The organism is Arthrobacter sp. CMU6, assembly GCF_059090205.1.
On sequence record NZ_JBNHFL010000021.1, the window covers coordinates 70,915 to 94,438 of the forward strand.

Annotated in this window: 18 protein-coding genes and 1 pseudogene; 9 read left to right on the forward strand and 10 right to left on the reverse strand. The window is 67.1% G+C overall.

What is annotated here, in order from left to right; all coding sequences use genetic code 11:
- Positions 1-30 precede the first annotated feature (30 nt).
- The 6 genes from AC5RWD_RS15555 to metH all read left to right on the forward strand — a co-directional run bounded on the left by AC5RWD_RS15555 (position 31) and on the right by metH (position 9,750).
- On the forward strand, positions 31-918 hold the full coding sequence (locus AC5RWD_RS15555; protein WP_494020869.1) for a carbohydrate ABC transporter permease: 888 nt from the start codon (positions 31-33) through the stop codon (positions 916-918).
- Positions 918-1,865 carry a carbohydrate ABC transporter permease gene (locus tag AC5RWD_RS15560; protein WP_494020870.1) on the forward strand — a complete coding sequence of 316 codons (948 nt, stop codon included), beginning with the start codon at positions 918-920 and terminating at the stop codon, positions 1,863-1,865. Before AC5RWD_RS15555 ends, AC5RWD_RS15560 begins: the two co-directional genes overlap by 1 nt.
- A gap of 86 nt (positions 1,866-1,951) precedes the next feature.
- Positions 1,952-2,995, forward strand: a complete 1,044-nt coding sequence (locus AC5RWD_RS15565) for a LacI family DNA-binding transcriptional regulator (RefSeq protein ID WP_494020871.1) — start codon at positions 1,952-1,954, stop codon at positions 2,993-2,995.
- A gap of 38 nt (positions 2,996-3,033) precedes the next feature.
- Complete coding sequence (locus tag AC5RWD_RS15570; protein ID WP_494020872.1) at positions 3,034-4,617, forward strand: glycoside hydrolase family 32 protein; 1,584 nt, start codon at positions 3,034-3,036, stop codon at positions 4,615-4,617.
- 32 nt (positions 4,618-4,649) lie between these two features.
- Complete coding sequence (locus AC5RWD_RS15575; protein ID WP_494020873.1) at positions 4,650-5,990, forward strand: right-handed parallel beta-helix repeat-containing protein; 1,341 nt, start codon at positions 4,650-4,652, stop codon at positions 5,988-5,990.
- Positions 5,991-6,099: 109 nt separating this feature from the next.
- The gene (gene metH, locus AC5RWD_RS15580; RefSeq protein ID WP_494020874.1) at positions 6,100-9,750 is read left to right on the forward strand and encodes a methionine synthase; all 3,651 of its coding nucleotides are present in this window, start codon (positions 6,100-6,102) and stop codon (positions 9,748-9,750) included.
- Here metH and AC5RWD_RS15585 read toward each other — a convergent pair.
- The 6 genes from AC5RWD_RS15585 to AC5RWD_RS15610 form a co-directional block, all read right to left on the reverse strand.
- Positions 9,740-12,733: an ATP-binding cassette domain-containing protein gene (locus tag AC5RWD_RS15585; protein WP_494020875.1), complete on the reverse strand. Its 2,994-nt coding sequence runs from the start codon at positions 12,731-12,733 to the stop codon at positions 9,740-9,742. The two genes, metH and AC5RWD_RS15585, sit on opposite strands and share 11 nt — an antisense overlap.
- The gene (locus AC5RWD_RS15590; RefSeq protein WP_494020876.1) at positions 12,730-13,287 is read right to left on the reverse strand and encodes a hypothetical protein; all 558 of its coding nucleotides are present in this window, start codon (positions 13,285-13,287) and stop codon (positions 12,730-12,732) included. The genes AC5RWD_RS15585 and AC5RWD_RS15590 overlap by 4 nt, the downstream gene beginning before the upstream one ends.
- A gap of 116 nt (positions 13,288-13,403) precedes the next feature.
- Positions 13,404-14,543 carry an N-acetylglucosamine-6-phosphate deacetylase gene (gene nagA, locus AC5RWD_RS15595; RefSeq protein ID WP_494020877.1) on the reverse strand — a complete coding sequence of 380 codons (1,140 nt, stop codon included), beginning with the start codon at positions 14,541-14,543 and terminating at the stop codon, positions 13,404-13,406.
- The gene (locus tag AC5RWD_RS15600) at positions 14,540-15,634 is read right to left on the reverse strand and encodes an SIS domain-containing protein (RefSeq protein ID WP_494020878.1); all 1,095 of its coding nucleotides are present in this window, start codon (positions 15,632-15,634) and stop codon (positions 14,540-14,542) included. The genes nagA and AC5RWD_RS15600 overlap by 4 nt, the downstream gene beginning before the upstream one ends.
- A gap of 62 nt (positions 15,635-15,696) precedes the next feature.
- The gene (locus tag AC5RWD_RS15605; protein ID WP_494020888.1) at positions 15,697-16,677 is read right to left on the reverse strand and encodes an N-acetylglucosamine kinase; all 981 of its coding nucleotides are present in this window, start codon (positions 16,675-16,677) and stop codon (positions 15,697-15,699) included.
- Positions 16,677-18,086 carry a sugar porter family MFS transporter gene (locus AC5RWD_RS15610; RefSeq protein ID WP_494020879.1) on the reverse strand — a complete coding sequence of 470 codons (1,410 nt, stop codon included), beginning with the start codon at positions 18,084-18,086 and terminating at the stop codon, positions 16,677-16,679. The genes AC5RWD_RS15605 and AC5RWD_RS15610 overlap by 1 nt, the downstream gene beginning before the upstream one ends.
- Before the next feature lie 121 nt (positions 18,087-18,207).
- Between AC5RWD_RS15610 and AC5RWD_RS15615 the strand changes: the two genes are divergently transcribed.
- Positions 18,208-18,924, forward strand: a complete 717-nt coding sequence (locus tag AC5RWD_RS15615; protein WP_494020880.1) for a GntR family transcriptional regulator — start codon at positions 18,208-18,210, stop codon at positions 18,922-18,924.
- Positions 18,925-19,124: 200 nt separating this feature from the next.
- The gene (locus tag AC5RWD_RS15620) at positions 19,125-19,580 is read left to right on the forward strand and encodes a hypothetical protein (protein WP_494020881.1); all 456 of its coding nucleotides are present in this window, start codon (positions 19,125-19,127) and stop codon (positions 19,578-19,580) included.
- Positions 19,581-19,645: 65 nt separating this feature from the next.
- On the opposite strand, the gene AC5RWD_RS15625 is transcribed toward AC5RWD_RS15620, so the two are convergent.
- Together AC5RWD_RS15625 and AC5RWD_RS15630 are read right to left on the reverse strand one after the other, a co-directional pair.
- Positions 19,646-20,809: an ABC transporter substrate-binding protein gene (locus AC5RWD_RS15625; protein WP_494020882.1), complete on the reverse strand. Its 1,164-nt coding sequence runs from the start codon at positions 20,807-20,809 to the stop codon at positions 19,646-19,648.
- A 179-nt stretch (positions 20,810-20,988) separates the two neighbouring features.
- On the reverse strand, positions 20,989-21,603 hold the full coding sequence (locus AC5RWD_RS15630; protein WP_494020883.1) for a DUF6919 domain-containing protein: 615 nt from the start codon (positions 21,601-21,603) through the stop codon (positions 20,989-20,991).
- Positions 21,604-21,792: 189 nt separating this feature from the next.
- Here AC5RWD_RS15630 and AC5RWD_RS15635 point away from each other — a divergent pair, with 189 nt between their 5' ends.
- Positions 21,793-22,794 (forward strand): ABC transporter substrate-binding protein, encoded by a 1,002-nt coding sequence (locus tag AC5RWD_RS15635; RefSeq protein WP_494020884.1) that lies wholly within the window; start codon positions 21,793-21,795, stop codon positions 22,792-22,794.
- A 5-nt stretch (positions 22,795-22,799) separates the two neighbouring features.
- On the opposite strand, the gene AC5RWD_RS15640 is transcribed toward AC5RWD_RS15635, so the two are convergent.
- Together AC5RWD_RS15640 and AC5RWD_RS15645 are read right to left on the reverse strand one after the other, a co-directional pair.
- On the reverse strand, positions 22,800-23,372 hold the full coding sequence (locus AC5RWD_RS15640) for an MOSC domain-containing protein (RefSeq protein ID WP_494020885.1): 573 nt from the start codon (positions 23,370-23,372) through the stop codon (positions 22,800-22,802).
- 43 nt (positions 23,373-23,415) lie between these two features.
- A pseudogene (locus tag AC5RWD_RS15645) lies at positions 23,416-23,524 on the reverse strand (lipoyl synthase); the annotation flags it as partial.

Here is a 23,524-nt window from a genome sequence, read left to right on the forward strand (position 1 = left end):
CACGGTCCCCAACCAGCGGAAGAGAAAACCGTGCGTATCTCCGATCGCCGCTTCGCATTGTTCCTGATGACACCAGCGGCACTGTTTCTTGCAGTATTTGTCGCCTTCCCGCTGTTCCGCCTCGTGGCGGACAGCTTCTTCAAAATCTCACCGATCGCCGGCGGCCCCCGAGACTTTGTGGGTCTGGATAACTACGTCCGGGCCTTCGCCTCCGAAGCCTTCATGGGTGCCGGATGGCGGACCCTGGCCTACACGCTGGTCGTGGTCACCCTCGAATTCGCTCTGGGGCTGGGAATGGCTCTGCTGTTCACCACCCTTGGACGGAGTTCCCAGATCTGGCGGACCGTTTTCATGTATCCGCTCATGATCGCGCCGATCGTGGCAGGTCTCCTCTGGAAGTTCCTGATGATCGACAACTTCGGCCTCATCGGAACCCTCCTGCACCAGGCCGGCATCCTGTCCAACCCCAACCAGATTGGCTGGCTCTCTGACCCGGATATTGTTCTCTTTTCCGTGGCCATTCCTGACATCTGGCTGACCACTTCGTTCATGTGCCTGGTGCTCTTCGCCGGGCTGCAGAATATCCCCGGGGACCTGATCGAAGCAGCACGCCTGGACGGCGCACGCGCACCGGCGATGCTGTTCCGCATCATCCTGCCCCTCCTGCGGCCGGTCATCGCCGTGGCACTGGTGGTCCGCGGCATCGATGCGGCCCGCGCGTTCGACACCATCCTCATCCAAACCAACGGCGGCCCACAGTCCGCCTCGGAAACCATGAGCCTGCTGATCTACCGGACCATGATCCGATTCGGTGACCCCGGACTGGCTAGCGCCATGGGAACTCTCTACCTGCTTGCCATGCTCGCCGTCGCGTTCGTCGCGGTGTCCACCATCTGGCGGCCAGGAAAGGACAACTGATGCGCGTCGCTGAACGAATAACGAACGACGGCGGGGCGCCGGCCGAAGTGCACGCGGAACCTGCCGCAATCACAGCCACGCGCCCCTATAGGCGCCGGGGCGTCAACCGTGAAGGCCTGGAAGCGGGCCGGCGGAGCACCAGAACCCTGCTCTGGGTTCTCCTCGCGGCCGCCATGGTGCTTTATGGTTTCCCGTTCCTGTACCTGCTCTTCACTTCCTTCAAGACCCCGATCGACACCATCGCGGTGCCACCCACCATCCTTCCCCGGGAGTGGACGCTGGAGAACTACACCAACGCGCTGGGCCGCAACGGAGTCCTCGCCTCCTTCATCAACAGCATCCAGACGGCCATCATCAGCACCGTGCTTTCGCTCGTGCTGGCAGTACCGGCGGCCTACGGCATCACCCGGTACCAAACCCTCAGCGGACGGATCTTCATCATGGCCGCCCTGGTCACCCGCATGGTGCCGCCAGTGGCGATCGGCATACCGCTGGCTTCGATGATGGCGGCCGTTGGTCTTTCAGATACTCCGATCGCCCTGTCCATCGCCCACACCACCATCTCGCTGCCGCTCTCGATCTGGCTGATGTCCAGCTTCTTCGAAGCGGTGCCGAAAGACCTGGAGGAAGCTGCGACTGTGGATGGCTGCAGCAGACTCGGAGCCCTATGGCGGGTGGTGATCCCGGTGGTCTCCGGCGGCATCGCCGTCACCGCGATCTTCGCCTTCCTGGCCTCCTGGAACGAGTTCCTCTTCGCACTCCTGATGACAGCGATCCGCTCCCAGACAACGCCCGTGGTGATCGCGAACTTCCAGACCCAGTTCGGCCTGGACTGGGGATCCATGACGGCGCTGGCCGCCGTCTACTCCATCCCCGTCATCCTCCTCACCCTTCTCTTACAGCGCAAGATCGTCGCAGGCATGACGCTTGGGGCTGTCAAGGGCTAGCGCCGTCAAGGGCTAGACCATCAACAACCAGTAGCCTACTGGTGATGCCCAAGAAGCATCACCGACCATAAGGACGTGGGAGACAGATGAGCAACAAGAACATCGGTATCAAGGACGTGGCCGTCGCCGCCGGCGTCTCCGTGACAACTGTCTCCCACGTCCTCAACGAGGTTTCCTACGCACGAATCAGCCCCGACACCAGGGACAAGGTCAGGAGCATCGCGGAGCAACTGGGCTATGGCCCCAACCGCCTTGCCCAGGCCCTTCGCACCCAGAGAACCGGCATGCTGGGCCTGGTCAGCGAGGATATCGCCACCACGCCCCACGCCGGCCGGATCATCCTCGGCGCTGACGAGGCCGCCAAAGCCCGGGGGTACAACCTCATGATCATCAACACCTCCGGCTCAGCCAGCCTCGAATCCCGGCAGGCCGACGTCGAGGCCCTGCTGGAACGCAGGGTGGATGGAATCCTCTACGCCACCATGTACCACCGCAACGTAGAGCTGCCGTCCAACCTCGGCAGCGTGCCCTCCGTCCTGGTGGACTCGGTGGCCACCGGCGGAAACGTCACAGCCGTAATCCCGGACGAAGAAGGTGGTGCACGCGCCGCCGTGGGCGCGCTCCTCGAAGCGGGCCACACCCGGGTGGGCTTCATCAACAACACCGATGATGTCCCGGCAACCCGTGAGCGGCTCCGAGGCTTCCGGGCCACGCTGGCTGAGGCAGGGCTCGACGGCGACGCGGCACCTGTCGAGTCCGAGGCCTCCGAGGTGCAAGGCGGCTATGAAGCTGCCCGGCGGATCCTGGCACGCCAGAACCCGCCCACGGGCTTGTTCTGCTACAACGACCGGATGGCGATGGGAGCCTACCGCGCCGCTGCGGAGCTGGGACTCAGCATCCCCGGTGACCTTTCGGTCGTCGGCTTCGATGACCAGGAACTGATCGCCGCCAACCTCTACCCGGGCCTCACCACCGTGGCCCTGCCCCACTACGAGATGGGTGCCTGGGCCACCGAGCACCTGATTGACGCCGTCGAGGGAAAGACCGACCTTGCCCTCATGGCACTACACCCGACCATTCTGAGTTGCCCCCTGGTGCGCCGCGAGTCCATCGCGGCTCCGCGGCCATAGGCAGCCAGCCCTTTCCACTTCCACGAGGAACGCCAAACATGTCCAGTTGCCTTGACGCCGCACGCCCGGAAACAGCCCAGGCCGGAAGCTCCAGGTTCCGGCCCGCCATCCACTTCACGGCAAGGGATACCTGGCTGAACGACCCAAATGGCCTGGTTTTCCACGACGGCCTGTACCACCTCTTCTTTCAGAACAACCCGTACGGCAACGTCTGGGGCAACATGTCCTGGGGCCACGCCACCTCCCGTGATTTGCTGCACTGGACGGAACACCCTGTTGCGATTGCCTGCGACGAGACGGAGGACATCTTCTCAGGGAGTGTCGTCGTCGACCACGGCAACACGTCCGGTTTCAGCACGGCGGACGCACCGGCCCTCGTAGCCATCTACACGAGTGCCTACAAAGCCGCGTCCGAACACAGCGGCACGCAGGCCCAGTCCCTGGCTTACAGCATCGACGCAGGGATGACGTGGCGAAAATACGAGGAAAACCCTGTCCTCACCAGAAACTCCGCGAACTTCCGCGATCCCAAAGTCTTCCGCTATCAAGGTGACCAAGGTGCCTGCTGGGTCATGGTCGCCGTCGAAGCGCAGCACCAGAAGGTGGTCTTCTACCGTTCGGAAGACCTCAAATCCTGGCACTTTCTGAGCGACTTCGGCCCGGCCAACGCCGACGCCGGCGAATGGGAGTGCCCCGATCTCTTTCCCCTGGCGGTGGACGGGGACCCGGACAACATCAAGTGGGTACTGATCGTAAACGTCAACCCCGGCGCAGTGGCAGGAGGTTCCGGAGGCCAGTACTTCACCGGGCACTTCGACGGCGTCCGGTTCCTCCCGGACGCCGGTTCACTCGCGGCGCCGGCCGGACTGGCCTCCCTCCCCGACCCCAAAGCGGGCGCTGCAGCCTTGCAGGAATGCCTGTGGCTGGACTGGGGACGCGACTGCTACGCATCCGTGTCCTTTAGCAACGCCCCGGATGGCCGGCGCATCATCATCGGCTGGATGAACAATTGGGACTACGCCAACGAGCTGCCGACCGCTCCCTGGCGGTCCTCGATGACCCTCGCCCGCGAAGTGCGCCTCACCGCAGTCAACGGCTCCGCCCGTCTGATCCAGCAACCGGTCCTGGCCGGCCTTAGCGCAGGAGACGAAGTGCCTACTGCCAAGGACCAAATGAAAGCCGGCACCTTTGAGCTGCGCAATTCAGCCCTCCGACTGCCGGATGCGGTACCCGGCAGCGCCCAGATCATCGAGGCGGAGATACTGCCCGGAAGCGCCGAACGTCTTGATTTCCTGCTCCTCGGAAGCAGCGACCGTAGCCAGGGCACCATTCTTAGCTACACCATGTCCAGCGCCCGACTCCTCCTTGACCGCAGACAATCAGGAAACACCAGCTTCCACGGAAAATTCGCTTCGGCCGAGTCAGCGCCGGTTGACCTTGAAAACGGTGTGCTCAAATTGCTCATCGTCGTGGACCACTGCTCGGTTGAAGTATTCGCCCAGGGCGGCAAGGTGGTCCTGACTGATCTCATCTTCCCCGAAACCGAAAACCCGGAGAACTGGCTGACGGCTGAGGGGGGCTCAGCAACAATTTTGAAGCTCGCGGTCTCAACACTCACCTAACCCCCAACACCCCAACACAAAGGGAGGAACCTGTGTCAAGCAACAACTGCTACGACGTGACAACGTGGCCCGTCGGCAATCCGTCCAAGGATGTCGGTGAAGTAATCAACAGCATCATCGCTGACATCAAGGACCGGCAGACCGAAACGGATGTGGACAACGGAGGAAAGCCAGGAGCGGTGATCTACATTCCGCCCGGCGACTACCACCTTCGTACGCAGGTGGTGATCGACATCAGCTTCCTCAGGATCCATGGCTCGGGACATGGCTTTACGTCGTCGAGCATCCGGTTCAACGAACCGGAAGACGAATGGCCCGACTTGCATGAGCTGTGGCCCGGAGGGAGCCGCATAATCGTCGACATTCCCCTCGGCGGAGACGGGGAGGAATCCAAGGGAGCCGCCTTTTACGTTGCGCGCAGCGGGAGCCCGCGGATCAGCTCGGTCGAGTTCTCCAACTTCTGCATCGACGGGTTGCACTTTAATTCGGATGGCTCGGGGATGCCACCGGAGAACACCTACGTCAACGGCAAGACCGGTATCTATGTAGCGAACGCCAATGACTCATTCCGCGTCACCGGCATGGGGTTCGTCTACCTCGAAAACGCCCTCACCATCTACAACGCGGACGCGCTTTCCGTTCACGACAACTTCATCGCCGAATGCGGAAGCTGCATCGAGCTGCGCGGGTGGGGCCAGGCATCAAAGGTCACCGACAACCTGGTCGGAGCAGGCTTCAAGGGCCACTCGATCTACGCCGAGAATCATGGCGGGCTCCTGATCACCGCGAACAACGTCTTCCCGCGGGGTGCGAGCAGCGTCCATTTCAAAGGCGTCACGCGTTCAACCGTCACCAACAACCGTTTGCATTCGTTCTATCCCGGGATGCTGATTCTCGCCGCGGACAGTTCGGAAAACCTCGTGGCCACGAACCACTTCCTGCGTGACCATGAGCCCTGGACGCCCTTCCTGGGAGTCGATAATGGACTGGACGACCTCGACGGACTTCTCTGTGTCAGCGGCAGCAACAACTCTGTCATCGGCAACCACTTCTCCCAGATCATCGACTCACAGAGCATCCGGCCGGCAGGTGCGACGCCTGTCATCATCCGGCTGCTGGCGGGGGCGGGCAACTTCGCCTCCAACAACCACGTGGTGGCGAAGGACGTTCACTCCAAGTCAAGTGACTCCTGCTTCTCGGCACAGGTGGACGCTCTGTTGACGACCGAGGCTTCGGACGGCCTCGCCGTAACGGCCGTCATGGTTGATTCCGAATCAGCCCGCAATACGATCCTCGATTCCGGAAGCGACGCCCAAGTTATCGCGGACAGGGCTGTTAACGCCGTCAGGGCCACCCCCGCGATCGGTCTCTAGGCGGGGCATGCACTTGTGGGACATGCCCAGCGGGCATCTGTATGTTCACAGCCGCCGTAGCACAGGGAAAAACGGCGCAATGTTTCGGCCCCGCCCGTAATCTGGTCACATGCCTCGTTTTGCGCTTGATATTGAGTCCGTACCCCGCCCAGCCCGTTCGCAGGAGCTGCTGGATGCGGTGAACCACCGGGTCGTCATTGCCGATGGGGCGATGGGCACCATGCTGCAGGGCAGGGAGCTGTCGCTCGAGGCCGACTTCCAGGGGCTGGAAGGCTGCAACGAGATCCTCAACGTCACCCGCCCGGATGTCCTCGCGGACATTCATGACGCGTACTTCGCGGTGGGCATCGATGCGGTCGAGACAAACACCTTCGGTGCGAACTGGTCAAATCTCTCCGATTACGGCATCGACGACCGGATCGAGGAGCTCGCCCGGAAGGGTGCGGAGATCGCCCGGGACCGCGCCGAGGCGGCAGAAAAAGCAGACGGACGGATGCGGTGGGTCTTGGGCTCGATGGGTCCGGGCACCAAGCTCCCCAGCCTCGGGCACACCAGCTACGACTACCTCAAGCAGACCTTCGCCCTGCAGGCCGAGGGCCTCATCGACGGGGGAGCGGACGCATTCCTCATCGAGACCAGCCAGGACCTCCTGCAGACCAAGGCCGCGGTCAACGGCTGCAAGCAGGCGATCGTGGCCCGCGGCGTCCGCCTTCCGATCTTCGTCGAGGTGACCGTCGAAACCACCGGAACCATGCTGATGGGGTCCGAGATCGGCGCGGCGCTCACCGCGCTCGAGCCGCTCGGCGTCGACGCCATCGGCCTGAACTGCGCCACCGGGCCGGACGAGATGAGCGAGCACCTGCGCCACCTGTCCAAGCAGTCCACCGTGGCCATCGCCTGCATGCCCAACGCCGGCCTGCCAATCCTTACCGCGGACGGCGCGCACTATCCGCTGTCGCCCTCCGAACTCGCCACCGCGCACGAGCAGTTCGTGCGGGAATTCGGCCTGGGCCTGGTGGGCGGATGTTGCGGCACGACGCCGGAGCACATGGCCGCCGTCGTCGAGCGTCTTGCCCCCTTCCGCGCGAGCGCCGCCGTCACCAGCGGCGGGAGGGGCGCCGACGGCGAACGCCTCCCCACCGAGCGTGAAGCCGGCATCGCTTCCCTCTACCATCATGTGAATTTCGACCAGGAATCTGCGTACCTCGCCATCGGTGAGCGCACCAACGCGAACGGTTCGAAGGCGTTCCGGCAGGCCATGCTCGACGAGCGTTGGGACGACTGCGTCGACATCGCGCGCGAGCAGGTCCGTGATGGAGCGCACCTGCTCGATGTGTGCATTGACTATGTGGGGCGCGACGGCGTGGCCGACATCAAGGAGGTCGTCTCACGTTTCGCATCGGCCTCCACGCTCCCGCTTGTCATCGACTCCACCGAACCCCAGGTGCTGCAGGCTGGCCTCGAACACATCGGCGGGCGTCCGGTCATCAACTCCGTCAACTACGAGGACGGCGACGGCCCGGACAGCCGCTTCGCGCGCATCATGCCGCTCGTGAAGGAACACGGCACCGCCGTGATCGCCCTGACCATCGACGAACACGGCCAGGCGCGCACCACCGAGGGCAAGGTGGCTATCGCCTCGCGGCTCGTCGACGCCCTGGTGAACGATTGGGGGATGCGCGTCGAAGACATCATCGTCGACTGCCTGACCTTCCCCATCGCCACCGGCCAGGAGGAGACCCGCCGGGACGCCATCGAAACGATCGAAGCCATCCGCCAGATCACCACGAAGTACCCCGGCATCCAAACCACCCTCGGCGTCTCCAACGTGTCCTTTGGCCTGAACCCGGCAGCGCGCGTCGTGCTGAACTCGGTGTTCCTGCACGAGGCCGTCCAGGCGGGCCTGACCAGCGGCATCATCGACGCGGCCAAAATCGTGCCGCTCGCGTCACTGCCGGAGGACCAGCGCAAGGTGGCCCTGGACCTCGTCTGGGACCGCCGCGAATACGACGCCGACGGCAACCTGACGTACGACCCGCTGGCCAGCATGCTGGACCTGTTCGCCGGCGTCGACACCGCAGCGCTGAAGGACCAGCGCGCCGCGGAACTTGCGGCGCTTCCCACCGGCGAACGCCTGGAGCGGCGCATCATCGACGGCGAAGGCAAGGGCCTTGAAGAGGACCTCGACCTGGCCCGCGCCGAGGGCATGACCCCGCTCGGCATCATCAACGACTACCTGCTCGAGGGCATGAAGGTGGTGGGCGAGCGCTTCGGCGCCGGCGAGATGCAGCTGCCGTTCGTGCTGCAGTCCGCCGAGGTGATGAAGACCGCGGTCGCTCTGCTGGAGCCGCACATGGAGAAGTCGGATGCATCGGGCAAAGGCACCATGGTCATCGCCACCGTGCGCGGCGATGTGCACGACATCGGCAAGAACCTGGTGGACATCATCCTCACCAACAACGGCTACAAGGTGATCAACCTCGGGATCAAGCAGCCGATCGCCGACATCATCGCCGCGGCCGAGGAACACGACGCCGACGTGATCGGCATGTCCGGCCTGCTGGTGAAGTCCACCGTGGTGATGAAGGAAAATCTCGCGGAACTGCAGTCCCGCGGGCTCGCGAAGCGGTGGCCGGTCATCCTGGGTGGTGCAGCCCTGACCCGCGCCTACGTGGAGCAGGACCTGGCGGGGCAGTTTGAGGGCGAGGTCCGCTACGCGAAGGACGCCTTCGAGGGCCTGGACCTCATGGAGCCCCTGGTCCAGGTGGCCCGTGGCGCTGACCCCGCGGAGGTCGGCCTGCCCGCGCTGAAGAAGCGGAAACACCAGAGGGGCGCCAAGCTCACCCTGACGGAGCCGGAGGCAATGCCCGGCCGGTCCGACGTCGCCGCTGACAACCACGTGCCTTCACCGCCGTTCTGGGGCACGCGCATCGTGCGCGGCGTCGCACTCCACGACTTCGCGGCCTTCCTCGACGAACGCGCCACCTTCATGGGGCAGTGGGGGCTCAAGCCCGGCCGCGGCGAGGACGGCGCCTCGTATGAGGAACTGGTGGAACGCGAGGGCCGGCCGCGCCTGCGGTACTGGATGGACCGCATCCTGGCCGAGGGGATGCTCGACGCGTCCGTCGCGTACGGCTATTTCCCGGTGGTCTCCGAGGGGGAACAGGTGGTGGTGCTGCACCACGGAGAGGACCGCGACGGCGTCCTCGGCACCCCTGGCCTGCTCGCCCCCGACGGCGGATCAGGCTGTCCGCTCGGCACGGAGCGGCTGCGGTTCGACTTCCCGCGCCAGCGCCGCGACCGGCACCTGTGCCTCGCCGACTTCGTGCGCTCGCGCGACTCGGGACAGATCGACGTCCTGCCGGTGCAGCTGGTCACCGCTGGCGGCAATGTCGACGAGGTGACTGCCAAGCTCTTCGCCGGCGACCACTACCGCGACTACTACGAGCTCAACGGCCTGGTCATGCAGCTCACGGAGGCGCTCGCGGAGTTCTGGCATGCGCGCATCCGCTCGGAGCTGGGTTTCGCGGCCGAGGAGCCGAAGGACAAGGCCGGCCTGTTCAAGCTCGACTACCGCGGAGCGCGCTTCTCGCTCGGATACCCCGCGTGCCCGGACATGGAGGACCGCCGCAAGGTGGTGGAGCTGCTGCATCCGGAGCGGATGGGCGTGGTCCTGAGCGATGAGCTGATGCTGCACCCCGAACAGTCCACCGACGCGTTCGTGTTCCACCACCCGGAGGCGAAGTACTTCAAGGTGTGAGTTGGTGCCGGTCTCCGGCCGGGGCGGAAGGAGCCTGGGCGGGTTGGGCCTGCGCGGCCTGCCCGCCCGCGCTCGAAACCGGCTTCACCCGCCGTAGTGCGGCGAGAATGGCCCGCCCCACCACAGCGATTCCGACGACCGTGGTGATGCCGCGCAGGGTGTCCCAACCCGCCGTCGAGGTCACCAGCGAGTAAAGCAGGAAGCTGCTGAGATTGGTGCCCAGCGGCGCGCCGGGCACGTAGGAGATGCCGGTGCCGGCGCCCACGGCGAACGGCCAAAACCACAGATTGGTCAGCAGGCCGAAGACGTAGGACGCCAGGACGCCGTAGCCGCACAGCATCCACAGCTCGGCTTTGCCGCGCAGGCGGCGCGGGAGCAGGCCGGCCCCGGCACCCACCCATGCACAGGCGAAGATCTGGAACGGCGTCCACGGCCCGATGCCACCCCACAAAGCGCTTGAAACGGCGATGGTGGCGGCCCCCAGGAGCATGCCGAAACGGGCGCCGAAGGCCCGGCCGGCCAGGATCAGCAGGATAAAGACCGCCTCCACGCCCCCGACGCCGGTGCTGGCCACCCGCACCGCCGAACCTACCGCGGCCAGGACGCCGAGTAACGCCACCGTGTGTGCGGAGCGGACCGATCCGTCGAGGGACACAACGATGGCAACGGCGGCGAGCGGAGCAATGGCCAAGGCCGCGTAAGGGAGGGCCGCGGCGGCATCCTCCGGGAGGGCCGCGGCGAGCAGCGGCCAGCAGAAGGCGCCGAGCGCCAGGAGGTTTGCTGCTGCGAGAACTGCGAGCTCGACGCCCCGCGGCATCCTGATGCGGCGGGGTTTCCTGGCAGCCGGGATGTCTGTCCGCCGGTTGAGGAACCCTGGCGACGAGACGGGTTGCGCCGCAATGGGCTGCACGGCGATGCCCTGCGCTGCGATGGCCTGCGCTGTTTCGAAGTGGGGTGCTGCTTCGGATGGTGCTGTGGCTTCGGATGGTGCGGTGGCGTCACCTGCCGGGACGCCTTCTGTCCCGGATGGGGGTACGACGCCGTCACGCATCGGCAGGATCCGGGCGCCGAGGCCGTTGGCAAAGTCGAGGTCGTGGGTGGCGATCAGGACGGCTGCGCCGGCGTCCGCGGCGGCCCGCAGTGCCGCCGAGACCGCTCTCCGCGCCGCGGGATCGAGCCCGCGGGTGGGCTCATCGATCAGGAGTACCTGGGGGTGGTCCATGGTCTGCAGCGCGATGGCAAGGATCCTGCGCTCTCCTGCAGAGAGGTCCCGGGGATGCTCGTGTCCAATGGGCATCCCCGCGTCTCCCCGAAGAAGGGCAAGGCGTGACACCGCGGCGCCGGGCACAGGCTGTCCGACGCTCTTTCTGCGCGCCAGGCGCCGCTCTGCCGCGCGGAGCTCCGCCGCCACGGTATCCCTCGTGAAGAGGTCGTCCGAGGCGTCCGGGACGAGGGCGACGCGGCCGCCGTCGACCGCGAATTCACCAACCGTGCCTTCACCGCGTGTGCCTTCACCGAGGGCGAGCGCCACCAGAAGGGACGACTTTCCGGCACCGTTCGGCCCCACCAGGGCCACCACTTCGCCGCTGTGCAGGGTCAGGGATGCGTCGCGCACGAGCGCCGTGCCTTTGCGGTGTACGGAGAGATTTGTTGCCGTCAGTACCGGCGTGTCCTCCGTGTGACCCAAGTGCTCCAGGTGTTCTGCCTGCTCCAGGTGTCCTGCGGAATGTGCCGGCGTTGGACGGGCACCGGCAGGGGCCGCCGGCGCGGATGGCGCAGCACCCGGCACCAGGGCGCCGTCGTTGATGGTCCACCACGAGTCGGCAACCGGAACCAACGGCTCCGCGCGGTGCTCCGCCACGATGACGCAGACACCGGCATCGCGGGCGAGGGCGCTGAGCACGGCGATGACGCGTTTGCGGGCTGCGGTGTCAAGGTCGGCCAGGGGCTCGTCAACCAGGAGGAGAGCCGGATGCTCCACCACGGCGGCGGCGATGGCTACCAGCGTTGCCTCACCCGCAGAGAGGGTGCTGACATTCCGTTCCAGCAGTGCCGACACTCCCACACGTTCCGCCACCTCCAGAACGCGGGCCTTGGCGGGACCGGATGCCACGCCGCGCAGCTCAAGTGCGAGGGCGATTTCGTCCCGGACACGGGTGGTGGCGAATGCGGCACGGGGATTCTGCAGCACGACGCCGATAAGGCGGGCGGTATCGCGCGGCGGCGTGGTGGAACGGTCCGTTCCGGCGACGCGCACAGTGCCGGAAATCTCGCCGCCGTCAACGTGTGAGAGCAGGCCGGCGATACCCCGCAGGACGGTGGACTTGCCGGACCCCGTCGGCCCGGTAATGACCGTCATTGACCCGCTCGACGGCGTGAAACCGGTGACGCGCACCTGCGCGTCACCAATGCGGAACAGCGCGTCCCGGACGAGGAGCGGTGCTTCGCTGCCAGAGCCGGTCAGGTGTGCTGCCCGGCTCCCGAAGCCTCGCAGCTCCAGGGCCGCGGCAACCCGGCTGGCGTGTTCGAGGGTACGCTCGAGCACGGGAACGAGCGCACGGGGTCCGAAGCGTTCGCCGCGCAGCCGGCAAGCCAGGCGTACGGAGGCCACGGCGTCGGAGAGCGCCGGGAGTGCCGCCCAGGCCACCACTAGCGTCCGGGCCAGGCCCTGCAGGGGCCCGCCGCGGGCCAGATGCACGAAGCCGCGGGCCACATCCACCCAGGCGTTGAGCAGGCCGAAGGCCAGGAACATCCCGGCAATCGGCAGGGCGGACAGGACCGCTTCCCACAGGCCGGGCGCCGTTACCGGACCGAGTATCACCACGTGGGCGTACGGGGCAGCCGGCCGAACCGGCGGCAGGTTGAGCAGAACCGGCCCGCCTATGCCCGCCCCGTTGAAGAGGATGCGGTAGATGACCCGCGCCGCGATGAAGACGACGGCCAGAGCCGCCGCTGCGCGTACCGGCGCGGGCCGAAACGTCATGCCGCGGGTGTGGCCGGTGCGCCGTCGACCGTGTACAGCAGCTCGAGGCTCTGTCCCGGGCTGACCTTCAGTGTGGCGAGGCCTTCCTGCGCGTATGCCCAGTCACCGGAGGCCGGCTTGACCCAGAGCGACCAGTAAGCGAAGGCGGCGGGCATGCTCTTGCATTCTTCCCGGTACGTGCCGCCCTTGTGGGCGATGTCGAAGTCTGCGGCGGGCACACCGTTCACGCGGCACACAAGTTCGTTGGGGTATTGGGTGGTTCCCTCGGTCTTCACCTCTGCCTTTTCGAGCACCTTGGAAGCGGGAGTCGCTGCATCCACGGGCACGCAAACCGACTTATCGGCGGCAGCCTGCTTCAGGGCGCCCGAATCGACGATCACCTTCACACCGGCGCAGGGACCGGGGGCGGCGCTGGATGAAGCCGTTGCCGTAGACGCCGGGGCAGACGCGGTGGGCTGGGTGGCTGCCGGCGTGGAACAGGCGGCGAGGGTGAACAGGAGGCCTGCGGCGGCGAGGGAGCTCGCGGCGGCGGTGCGGATCTTAGTCAATGTCACCTGTTAAGGGTAGGGCGTTGCATGTCCGGATCCGGATGCCGTCGCCTTGTGTGACGTCAGGACTGTTGTGTGACGTCAGGACTTTCGGCAACCTCAGACAGCGGAGCCGGCCAGGCTCAGCCGCCGGGGTTCAGCCAGCGGCCCGCCTTCATCACCGCAGCCACCCCAAGATCCGGTGCGAGCACCACCAAATCCGCCTGCCGCCCGGCCTCGATCCGGCCGACGCCGCGCAGCCCCAGCATGTCCGCCGGGTTCTGGCTTGCTGCCCGGACGGCGTCGGCAAGCGGGATTCCGGCGTCAAGGACGGCGTGCCGGACGGCGGCGTCCAGCGTGAGGATGCTGCCGGCGATGGTGCCGTCACTGACAAGGCGTGCCTCGCCGTCGGCCACCCTGACGTCCAGCCCGCCGAGCTGGTACGTGCCTTCCGCAGCACAGGCTGCCGCCATGGCGTCGGTGACGAAAACGGCCCGCGCCGGGCTGGACAAGATGAAGCGGACCAGCGACGGGTGGAGGTGGACGCCGTCGGCTATCACCTCGGCGAAAACGGCGGGGTCCTCCAGCAGCGCCAGCGCGGGGCCGGGTTCCCGGTGGTGCAGCGGCCGCATCGCGTTGAATACGTGCGTTCCGGCGGTGGCCCCGGCCGCGATTGCTTCCCGGGCCAGGTCGTAGCCGGCGCCGGTGTGGCCGATGGCTGCGACGGCGCCGTAGCTGGTGATCTGCCGGATGGCGGCCAGGCCCCCTTCCAGTTCAGGGGCGATCGTGACCATCCGGACGGTGCCCCGGCCGGCCAGCATCAGCCGGTCGACGGCCGCAGGTTCCGGGGCAAGCAGAAGTTCTTCCGCATGGGCGCCCCGGTGGTCGGGGCTGAGCCACGGCCCCTCCAGATGGATCCCGGCCAGAACGCCCTCCTGCACCAGGGCCGCCAGCGCTGCCACCGCCTTCTCAAGCTGGGTGAGCGGGGCGGTGACCAGGCTTGCCATCAGCGTTGTGGTGCCGTGCGAGCGGTGCACCTCGGCGATCCGGACCGCGGCGGCGGCGGGGTCGGCGTCGTTGAAGCTGACCCCGCCGCCGCCGTGGATGTGGGCGTCCACGAAACCCGGCGCGAGGGTGCCCTCCGCAAAGCTAAAGTCCGGCTCCCTGGCAGGCAGCCCGGATCCGGCCGCAAGGATGAGGGGCCCGTCGGTCTCCACCCAGCCGGGCTCCAGCACGGTGTCCGGCAGGACGACCCGGGAAGCAGAAATGAGCGTGGGACTCACCAGGTTTCCGTGATCTTGCGCAGGCCGCGGGGAGCGTCCGGGTCCCGGTGGCGTGCAGCGGCCATCGCGTGCGCCAGCCGCTGCAGCGGCATGATTTCCAGGATCGGGGAGAGCTGCTCGTGGACGGCCGGCAGCGGTACCACGTGGTTCAGCGGGCGGGCAGCCCCGGGGTCGCCCACCAGGCAGACGTCCGCGCCCCGTTCGGCCAGGCGGTCCAGCACCGGATACAGGGCACGGCCGCCGGCGCCGGGTGAGGCGACGGCGATGACGGGCCGGTCGGCGTCGATCATGGCGAAGGGCCCGTGCAGCAGATCAGCGCCGGAGAAGGCGTGTGCCGCCAGGTAGGACGTTTCCATCAGTTTCAGTGCCGCCTCCCGTGCGGTGGGGTAGGAGAAGCCGCGTCCCGTGGTGATGATGTGGTTCACGAAGCGGTAGCGGTCTGCAACCTCCAGTATCTCCGGCCGGGCGAGGACATCGGCGGCGAGACGCGGCAGATCCGCGGCTTCGGCGCCGTTTCCTCCGGCCCAGGCGTCGATCAGCTGCCACAGCGCCAGCAGCTGGGACGTGTAGCTCTTCGTTGCGGCCACGGCCCGCTCCGGCCCGGCCAGGATGTCCAGGTGGTGCCGCGCGGCAATGGCCAGCGGCGAGGACGGGGCGTTCGTCACTGCCACGGTGAGGGCGCCGCCCCGCGCGGCTGCGGCGGTGGAGTCCACCAGGTCGGGGGAGCCGCCGGACTGGCTGACCGCCAGCCACAGCACCCCGTCCATCTTCGGTTCCGCTCCATAGACGGTGAGGCTCGACGGCGACGCCAGCCCGGCCGGCAGCCCCAGCACCGTCTCGATGAGGTACTTCGCATACAGCGCGGCGTGGTCGCTGGTGCCGCGCGCGGCCAAAAGGACGTACCTGATGTCGGCGTCCCGGAGGGTGGCGGCCAGGCGGGTGATGGCGGGACGCCCGTGTTCAAGCTGCCGGGCGAGAGCTTCCGGCTGCTCCAGGATTTCGGCGGCCATCAGGGAACCGGGAAGCGGCGGTTCAACCAGCGGCGAGCCGGCGGGCGTGGGCGTGGCGGCGGCGACGTTTGGGACGGTCATGGGTCTCCTTGGTGGGATTGACGGGGATGGGAGGGGCTTAGGGATGAGGGACAGCGAGGGAATCAGGCGGGGATTGTGGTGGCGGGCCGGTGTGGCACACCCGCTAGCTGGCTGGCCAGCTCCACGGCGCCCCAGGCGGGCGCGCGGTCCAGCACGCGGACGTCGGCGAGGCCGCCGGCCGCCAGCAGCTCCCGCACCCCGGTGGCCAGCGACGGCTGGTTCACCAGCATCCCGCCGGCAAGCAGGACCGGAGCACCTTCGGCAATGGTGCCCAGCCGCCGGTTCACCGTCAGGGCCAGGCCCGCGAGGTGCCGTGCCGCGTCCCCGGCGATGGCTGCGCTCGCGGCGTCCGAGGCGGCGAGGGCGAACACGGTGCCTGCCAGTCCGGCCCAGAACCGGCGCTCCGGCCGGCGGTAGAACAGGTCCAGCAGGTCACCGGGTTCCGCGGCTCCCGTCTGCACCAGCAGTTCGGCGGTCAACGGCCCGGCGGGCAGGCCGTCGTCGGACTCCTGCAGTGCGTTGCGGACAGCGCTGCGGGCCACGGCGTAGCCGCTGCCTTCATCGCCGAGCAGGTAGCCCCAGCCGCCGGCCCGGGCTTCCCGGCCGTCGCCGGCCTTCGCCCACGCGGCGGAGCCGGTGCCGGAGATGAGGACGGTGCCTGCTGTGTGGCCGCCGGCGGCGAGGATGATGCGGGTGTCGTGGTCCACATGGATCCGGGCTCCCGGGAACCTGCGGGAGAGCAGGCCGGTCAGGCGTTCCCGGGCCGCCGGCGTGTCCGCCCCCGCGGCACCGGCAAACACGGTGTCTATTCCGTGGCCTGCGTGATCGGCGATGCCGAGCTGCGCGGCGAGGTCGTCCAGCGCCGAGGCGGCTTCGTCCGCGCCAACGGAGGCAATGTTCGCACTGCCCGCCGTGCACTCGGCGAGCTTCCGGGCTGGTGCGGCGGTGCCGCCCTTCCCTTCAGCTTCCGCCAGGATGGCGTGGGTCTTGGAGCCGCCGATATCCAGGCCAAGGACACGGCTGGGGCCGGGGACGCGCTGCATCACTTGGCCGCCGGCTTGCTGTTGCTGCCGGTGGCTTCCGGCCAGCGGGCGCCGTTCTCCCAGTAGTGGCGGATTTCCTCGAGGTTCCGGCCCTTGGTTTCGGGGGCGAGACGGTGGACGAAGACGAAGCCGGCGATGGCCAGCGCACCGAACACGGCGAAGGTGCCGGCTCCGCCGAGCCGCTGCAGCATGGTCAGGAAGAACGCCGCAACGATCACGTTGGCCACGAGGTCCGAGGTCAGCATGGCGCTGGCGCCCAGGGAGCGCAGCCGGGCAGGGAACGACTCACCGGCGTAGACCCAGACCAGCGCGCCGAAGCCGAAGGTGAAGCCCACCGTGAAGAGCAGGACCCCGAGGAACCCGACCACCGTCAGCGCGCCGCCGAAGTCGCGGCCCACCATGAAGACGGCCACCAGGATGGCGTTGGCCACGATCATCATGCCGATGCCCCCAAGCAGGATGGGGCGCCGTCCCACCCGGTCCACGAGCGACAGTGACACAAAGACGGCAATCAGGGCAGCGGCCTGGACCAGAGCGGGCAGCAGGAGCAGGGCGGCGTTGCCGGTGAAGCCCATCGCCTCGAAGATCCGCGGGCTGTAATAGACCACGGCGTTGATGCCGGTGATCTGGATGAAGAAGCCGAGGCCGACGACGAACACGGTGGCCTTCAGGTACGGCGAACGGAGCATCTCGCGCAGGCCGCCGCCGCGCTCTTCGCTGATGGCACGGCGCATGTCCGCCAGTTCGGCGTCGACGTCGGCATCCGGCTCGATCGAGCTGAGCGTGCGGCGGGCGTCTTCCGTGCGTCCGCGCATCATGTACCACCGGGCGGTGTCCGGGAGCCGGAGGGTGACGGCGAGGACCGCGATGGCCGGAACGGCGGCCAGGCCCAGCATCAGCCGCCAGTTTTCGCTGGCGGACAGCACATAGGCAGCCAGGTAGCCGATGATGATGCCGATGACGGTGGCCACCTGGTACGCCACGAGCAGGGCGCCGCGCACCTTGGGTGGCGCTGACTCGGCCACGAAGACGGGCACCACCACCACGGAAATGCCGATGGTCAGGCCGAGGAGCAGGCGGGCCACGAGCAGCATGGGCACGTCGGCGGCGAGGGCGCTGAGCACCGCGAACGCGGCATACGCTCCGGCCACGCCCACCATGCAGGCCTTGCGGCCCAGTTTGTTGGCGAGCCAGCCGCCGAGGACGGCGCCCAGGACTTCACCGACGACGACGGCGGTGGTCACCAGCTCCTGTTGGCTGGTGGAGAGCTGGAACTCCTTGGTGATGAACAGCAGGGCGCCGGCGATATTCGACAGATCGTAGCCGTAGATTATGCCGATGGTGGCGGCGGTGCCGCCGACCAGAAGGCCGAGGCGGGGCGTCTGGCGCAGGTCTTGCAGGAACGACATCTTTGGGTCCTTGGAAGTGGGGGATTGGGGTCTGGAAGTTACGCAAACCGGGATTGGTGTAAACCAATTTCCATCATTTTGGCCTAGACCAATTTTTGTGTCAATAGGTACCATCAGATTCATGGAGACCTCCGCGGCCGCTGCCCTGCCCAAGTACTACGTACTCAAGGAGCAGATCCTCGCCCTCATCGAGGATGCGGCGCCCGGAACCCTGATCCCTACCGAACGCGCGCTTGCGGAGCAGTACGGAACCTCCCGCACCACCGTCCGGCAGGCGATTGGCGAGCTGGTGGCCGAGGGCCGCCTGGACCGGACGCAGGGGCGGGGGACGTTTGTGGCACCCCCGAAGGTGACACACGTCCGCCAGCTCACCTCCTTTACCGATGACGCCGCGAGCCAGGGCCTTACGGCCGCGGCGCGGATCGTGGACGTGAGCGTGCTGCCGGCCGACCCGGCCACGGCACGCCGCCTGGCGGTTGACCCGGGGACGGAGATCCACCGGGTGGAACGGATCAGGCTGGTGGACGGCGAGCCGCTCGCGCACGAGATTGCTTTCCTTGCCGGGCCGCTGCCGGACCTTGCACGGACAGTGGCCGAGCGCGGCTCCCTGTACGCGGCCCTGCGCGAGGACTACGGAATCCGGATCACGGAAGTCGAGGACACCGTGGAAACGAAGCTGGCCGGACCGGCCGAGGTGCAGCTCCTCGACGTCGAAATGGGCGCTCCCATGCTGCTGGTCCACCGGCTCGGCTTCGCCCCCGACGGGCAGCCTGTGGAGTGGACCGAGTCGGTCTTCAGGGGTGACCGGTTCCGCTTCGTGGCGCGGATGCACGTCTAAGGGCGGCGCGTCTCGTGCGGGAGGCACACGACAACCGGGCGCCGGGCGTACTTTTGTTACGCCCAACTGCGGAAGATGAAGCACTGTTGCGTTGCGCGACGGCGGGTGTCGCCGGGCATTGTGAAGCAAGTTACCGGGTGGTTGTGTGAGTCCATAATCACGACGGGGCGGCTTTACGCCCTCCCTGAATCGAGGGGGACATGATCACAGCTTTGGTGCACAGAATCCGGACGCAGTGCAGCACGGAACTGAACACGTTCCGCAGCCAGGTGCTCGCACTGGCGCGCCAGGACATCGGTTCGGGAGGCCTGGATGCGGCTGCCACCACCATGGCCCGCCGGCCGTGCCTGGCCACCCCGGGAGTCTCCGTGGACATCGTCGGCTTCACCTGCCCCCGTTCCTCCGATGGAGCACCCTCGGTGCGCGTTGCCGTGTCCATGAGCCTGCAGCCCGGCCGGATGTCCTCCGCCGTCCATTGGGAGGAGGCCCATGCCTGGGCCGGAGCCGTGGCCGGCGGGGAATGGGTGGCCGCCGAATATGTCGGAAGCCAGGAGAGCCCGGTGGGCATGGTCTTCCACTACGCCCTGAAAAACGCGGAGGATCCGTATGCCGTGCCTGAGTATTCGGCCGTGCCGGAGTACTCGGCGGTGCTGTAAAAGCGACTTAAACCAAAAGGATCCGGCGGGAATGCTCCCGCCGGATCTTTTGTCTGTCTTCCGGGTTATTCCTTGCCCAGCCCTGCGGCAGAGGTCTTGTCGCCGGTGACTTCATTCAGCTTGGCCAGGTCGAAGATGCCGTTGATGTCGGCCTGCTTGGTGGTGCCGGCGTCCACGCCGTCCTGCAACAGCTTCTTGAACGCGCCTGCCAGCGGGTCAACCGTGAACACGATGTTCTTCAGCGAACGGTCAATAACGTCCTGCGAGAGCGCCTTGCCGGCAGCTTCCTTCAGGGCGGCGTTCACTTCCGTGGCCTTCTCGGCGGCCGGGGTGTCGTTGAGCCACTTCACGGCCGCGACGTGGCCCTTGAGCAGGGCCTCGACGGTCTGCGGGTGCTCCGCGGCGAACTTCTTGTTCACGATCAGGATGGTGGTGGGGAACTCGCCGGGCTTGCCGGTCAGCGACCCGTCCCACAGGTCCTTCTCGTCCACCAGGACCTTGGCGCCGGCCTGGAGCACCAGACGGGAGGCCCACGGCTCCGGCAACCACGCGCCGTCGAGCTTGCCGTTCTGGAACAGCTTCAGGGTCTGGGCGTTCTCGGTGGGGTTGATTGCAACGTCCCCGCCGCCGTCGGGGTTGGTCTTGTAGCCCTGCTTGCCGAGCCAGGCGCGCAGCGCAACGTCCTGGGTGCCGCCGAGCTGCGGGGAGGCCAGGGTCTTGCCCTTCAGGTCAGCCGCGGTCTTGATCTCCGGCTTGACCACCAGCTGCGCGCCGCCGGAGGCTGCCCCGGCGATGATGCTGATGGACTCGCCCTTGCTCTTGACGAAAGAGTTGATGGCAGGGTTCGGGCCGATGTACGTGGCGTCGATCGCGCCGGCGTTAAGCGCCTCGATCGCGGCCGGGCCGGCGTTGAACACCTGGGTGCTCAACTTGGTGTCGCCCAGCTCCTTGGCGATGAAACCCTTCTGGACGCCGACCAGCGCGGTGGCGTGGGTGATGTTGCCGAAGTAGCCCAGCTTCAGTTCGGTGGCGGGGCTGGTGACGGCGGCGGCGTTGGCGGAACTAGGGGCGGTGTTGTTGGCGGCCGTCGTGGCGACAGCCACGCCTGCACCGAGGACTGCAAGGATGCCGGCGGCGATGCCGATCTTGAGCCCACTGGGGCGTTTCCGGCCGCTGGGCTGGCCCGCGGCGATCCGGGTGGAGCCCGGGTTCTCGTGTGAAGAAGACATGATGTTTTCCTTTTGGATGATGGAGCGGAGGGGATGGCGCTGAGCGTTGGATTGAGATTACGGAGGCCCCTCCGGCGGCCACAATGGCAACCGACGCAGACGTTCACCCGGCGTCGCAATCGTTCATCCTGGCGGTCTAATAGCTTCATCGGGCGTCGCGGAACGTCAAGAATCGCGGGTCAGGGAACGTCCGGGGCGGTCTTCAGGGTTTCCAGCACAGCGGGCAAAAGGTGCTGCTGCCGGCCCCAGACCGGGTCGAGCAGTTCGACGTACCAGGAGTCGGCCAGCAGGAGGGCGAGGGATTCGTTGCTTTCGCGTGCCCAGTCCTGGATCTGCTCCGACTCGACTGGAATCTCGCTGCTTCCCAGAACGGTGACCACTTCGCCGTCGTGCTGTGTGACCGGAACGGCAGCCTGGCTGACCTCGCCGGGGGCATGCGCGATGGCAATGAATTCCGTCTCGGCCGAGAGCCGCAGCAGGCGGGCGGCGGTCTCCGGGGAGCAGAATCCGGTGACGTACTCGCGCTGGGCATGCCCGGCGTCGCGACCGAACCCCGGCTGGGATTCCTTCGTGAACAGTCCGCTGCGGTTGAGCTCGGCCAGCTGGCCGGCGATGGGCTGGGTCTCGTCATCGAAGCGCGGGGCGAGGGTTCCGGGCTGGTACTCGCTGGTGCCTTCAAGCCACCGCGCGGTCAGCTCGCCGGCTGCGGCGAGCGTACTTGCCTGCCGCCACACCTCACGGTCTGCCAGGAGCCTGCCGTAACTGTCACGTTCGGTGGTGAATTGATCGCTCATACTCGATGCTAGGCGCGGTTTCGGGATGGGCGGCAGGCTGAATGACGCCTTCGAACGCAGTGTGAATCGCGGTTACGCCGCGTATCTTCCGGTTTCTCCGCGCTTTGACCGCCCTTTTGGGCTCCCGGATAGTTGCTGCCACAACCTTTGCATTCACTACTTCCCATTCACTATTTCCAGGGGGCAACCATGGTCCGTCAGTCTCTCACGTCCCGTGCAGGCGCATTCAAGCCGGGCCTGGCCCTCGCCGCCACCAGCCTGCTGGCGCTTTCCGCCTGCTCCGATCCCGGGGCTGCGGCGTCCGCGAACGCGCCGGCCGCCACAACCACCGCCACGTCGGCAGCCAAGACCTTCAAGCTGACGCCCGAGCAGGACCGCTTTCCCGTCACCGTGGACGAGAAAGCCGCGGCGCTGGTTCCGGAAGCCATCAAGAAGGACGGCAAGCTGACCGTGGCCGTCAGCCCGTTCGCGCCGCCGCTGGCGGTCTACGCCACGGACAACAAGACGCCGGTGGGCAACGAAGTGGACATCGCCGTCGCACTTGCCCAGACGCTGGGGCTGGAAGCCGAGATCGTTCCCACCGCCTGGGCGGACTGGCCGCTCGGCGTCGAATCGGGCAAGTACGAGGCCGTTCTCTCCAACGTCACGGTGACCGAGGAGCGCAAGCTCAAGTTCGACTTTGCCAGCTACCGGGACGACAAGCTCGGCTTCTATGCCAAGAGCGACAGCGACATCACCAAGGTCGAATCCGCCGCGGACGTTGCCGGCAAGCGCGTCATTGTCGGCTCCGGTACCAACCAGGAGTCCATCCTGCTGGGCTGGGACGAGGAGAACAAGGCCAAGGGACTGAAGCCGGTCGAGTTCCAGTACTACGACGACGACTCCGCCTCTAACCTGGCGCTGCAATCCGGCCGCGCGGACCTGACGTTCGGGCCGAACGCCACGGCCGCCTACAAGGCCGCCACCGACGAGAAGACCAAACTGGTGGGCCTGGTGGACGGCGGCTGGCCGCTCAAGGCGAGCATCGCCGCCACCACGAAGAAGGGCAACGGGTTCGCCGCCGCTGCGCAGGCGGGCCTGAACCACCTGATCGGGGACGGCACCTACGGCAAAATCCTGGACCGCTGGGGCCTGTCATCGGAAGCCGTGGCCAAGTCGGAACTGAACCCGGCGGGCCTGCCCAAGAGCTAGTATTCCTACGGCAGCCGTCCGGGCCGCAGCACGCTCGGAACGCCCGCCTGGTCAGGCTCCAGCGGCACCGGGCTGACCAGCACCGCCGGCCCGCGGTGCAGCACTCCGTCGGAAAGTGCCCGGCAGCGCATGCCCCCGCGCCCCCGCATGGCGGCGTGCGCCCCGGGCGCGAGCATGCGGTCCATCCACGCGCAGGGATGGGCGGGCCGCCCGCCTTTGAACCGCACCTTCCCGCCGCGGGATTCCAACACGAATTCCTGGCCCAGGAGCGGGGCCAGGTGCGCACCCCTGAGGATCACGTTGCGCCGGGTCAGCAGCGGGTCGAAGGGGCCAGCGCCCAGTTCCGCAGCTATGTCCTCGAGGGCCTCGATGGCGAACAGGGTGACCGCCGCGTCCATGTGCGCAGCCTTGCCGAAGAACCGGTCCCCGACAATTCCTTTACCGGCCACGATCTCCACCCGGCTGGCATCCGCCGTCGGCACATCAGCCGCGCCGTCACGCGCGCGGCCGAAGTAGGCGTGCACCGGCGACACGAGCAGATGCAGGACGTCCACGTCGTACCGGTAGGTTGGCGTCATGCAATAACGCTATACCCGGCACGGACAGAGCTCAGGGTAGCGGTCAGGCGGGCCTCGCGAGCAGGGTGCTGGCTTCCTGGCGGGTGGAGCCGGAGGATTCGATGTGGGCGAGTTCGGCGGGGATTTCCCAGCCTTTTTTGCGCATGGCGGTG

Coding starts and splice junctions, on each gene's coding strand:
- AC5RWD_RS15635 (WP_494020884.1), top strand. CDS start 21,793: ATGGTCCGTCAGTCTCTCACGTCCCGTGCAGGCGCATTCAAGCCGGGC.
- AC5RWD_RS15615 (WP_494020880.1), top strand. CDS start 18,208: ATGGAGACCTCCGCGGCCGCTGCCCTGCCCAAGTACTACGTACTCAAG.
- AC5RWD_RS15610 (WP_494020879.1), bottom strand. CDS start 18,086: ATGTCGTTCCTGCAAGACCTGCGCCAGACGCCCCGCCTCGGCCTTCTG.
- AC5RWD_RS15620 (WP_494020881.1), top strand. CDS start 19,125: ATGATCACAGCTTTGGTGCACAGAATCCGGACGCAGTGCAGCACGGAA.
- AC5RWD_RS15600 (WP_494020878.1), bottom strand. CDS start 15,634: ATGACCGTCCCAAACGTCGCCGCCGCCACGCCCACGCCCGCCGGCTCG.
- AC5RWD_RS15560 (WP_494020870.1), top strand. CDS start 918: ATGCGCGTCGCTGAACGAATAACGAACGACGGCGGGGCGCCGGCCGAA.
- metH (WP_494020874.1), top strand. CDS start 6,100: ATGCCTCGTTTTGCGCTTGATATTGAGTCCGTACCCCGCCCAGCCCGT.
- AC5RWD_RS15605 (WP_494020888.1), bottom strand. CDS start 16,677: ATGCAGCGCGTCCCCGGCCCCAGCCGTGTCCTTGGCCTGGATATCGGC.
- AC5RWD_RS15570 (WP_494020872.1), top strand. CDS start 3,034: ATGTCCAGTTGCCTTGACGCCGCACGCCCGGAAACAGCCCAGGCCGGA.
- AC5RWD_RS15625 (WP_494020882.1), bottom strand. CDS start 20,809: ATGTCTTCTTCACACGAGAACCCGGGCTCCACCCGGATCGCCGCGGGC.
- AC5RWD_RS15585 (WP_494020875.1), bottom strand. CDS start 12,733: ATGACGTTTCGGCCCGCGCCGGTACGCGCAGCGGCGGCTCTGGCCGTC.
- AC5RWD_RS15640 (WP_494020885.1), bottom strand. CDS start 23,372: ATGACGCCAACCTACCGGTACGACGTGGACGTCCTGCATCTGCTCGTG.
- AC5RWD_RS15565 (WP_494020871.1), top strand. CDS start 1,952: ATGAGCAACAAGAACATCGGTATCAAGGACGTGGCCGTCGCCGCCGGC.
- AC5RWD_RS15630 (WP_494020883.1), bottom strand. CDS start 21,603: ATGAGCGATCAATTCACCACCGAACGTGACAGTTACGGCAGGCTCCTG.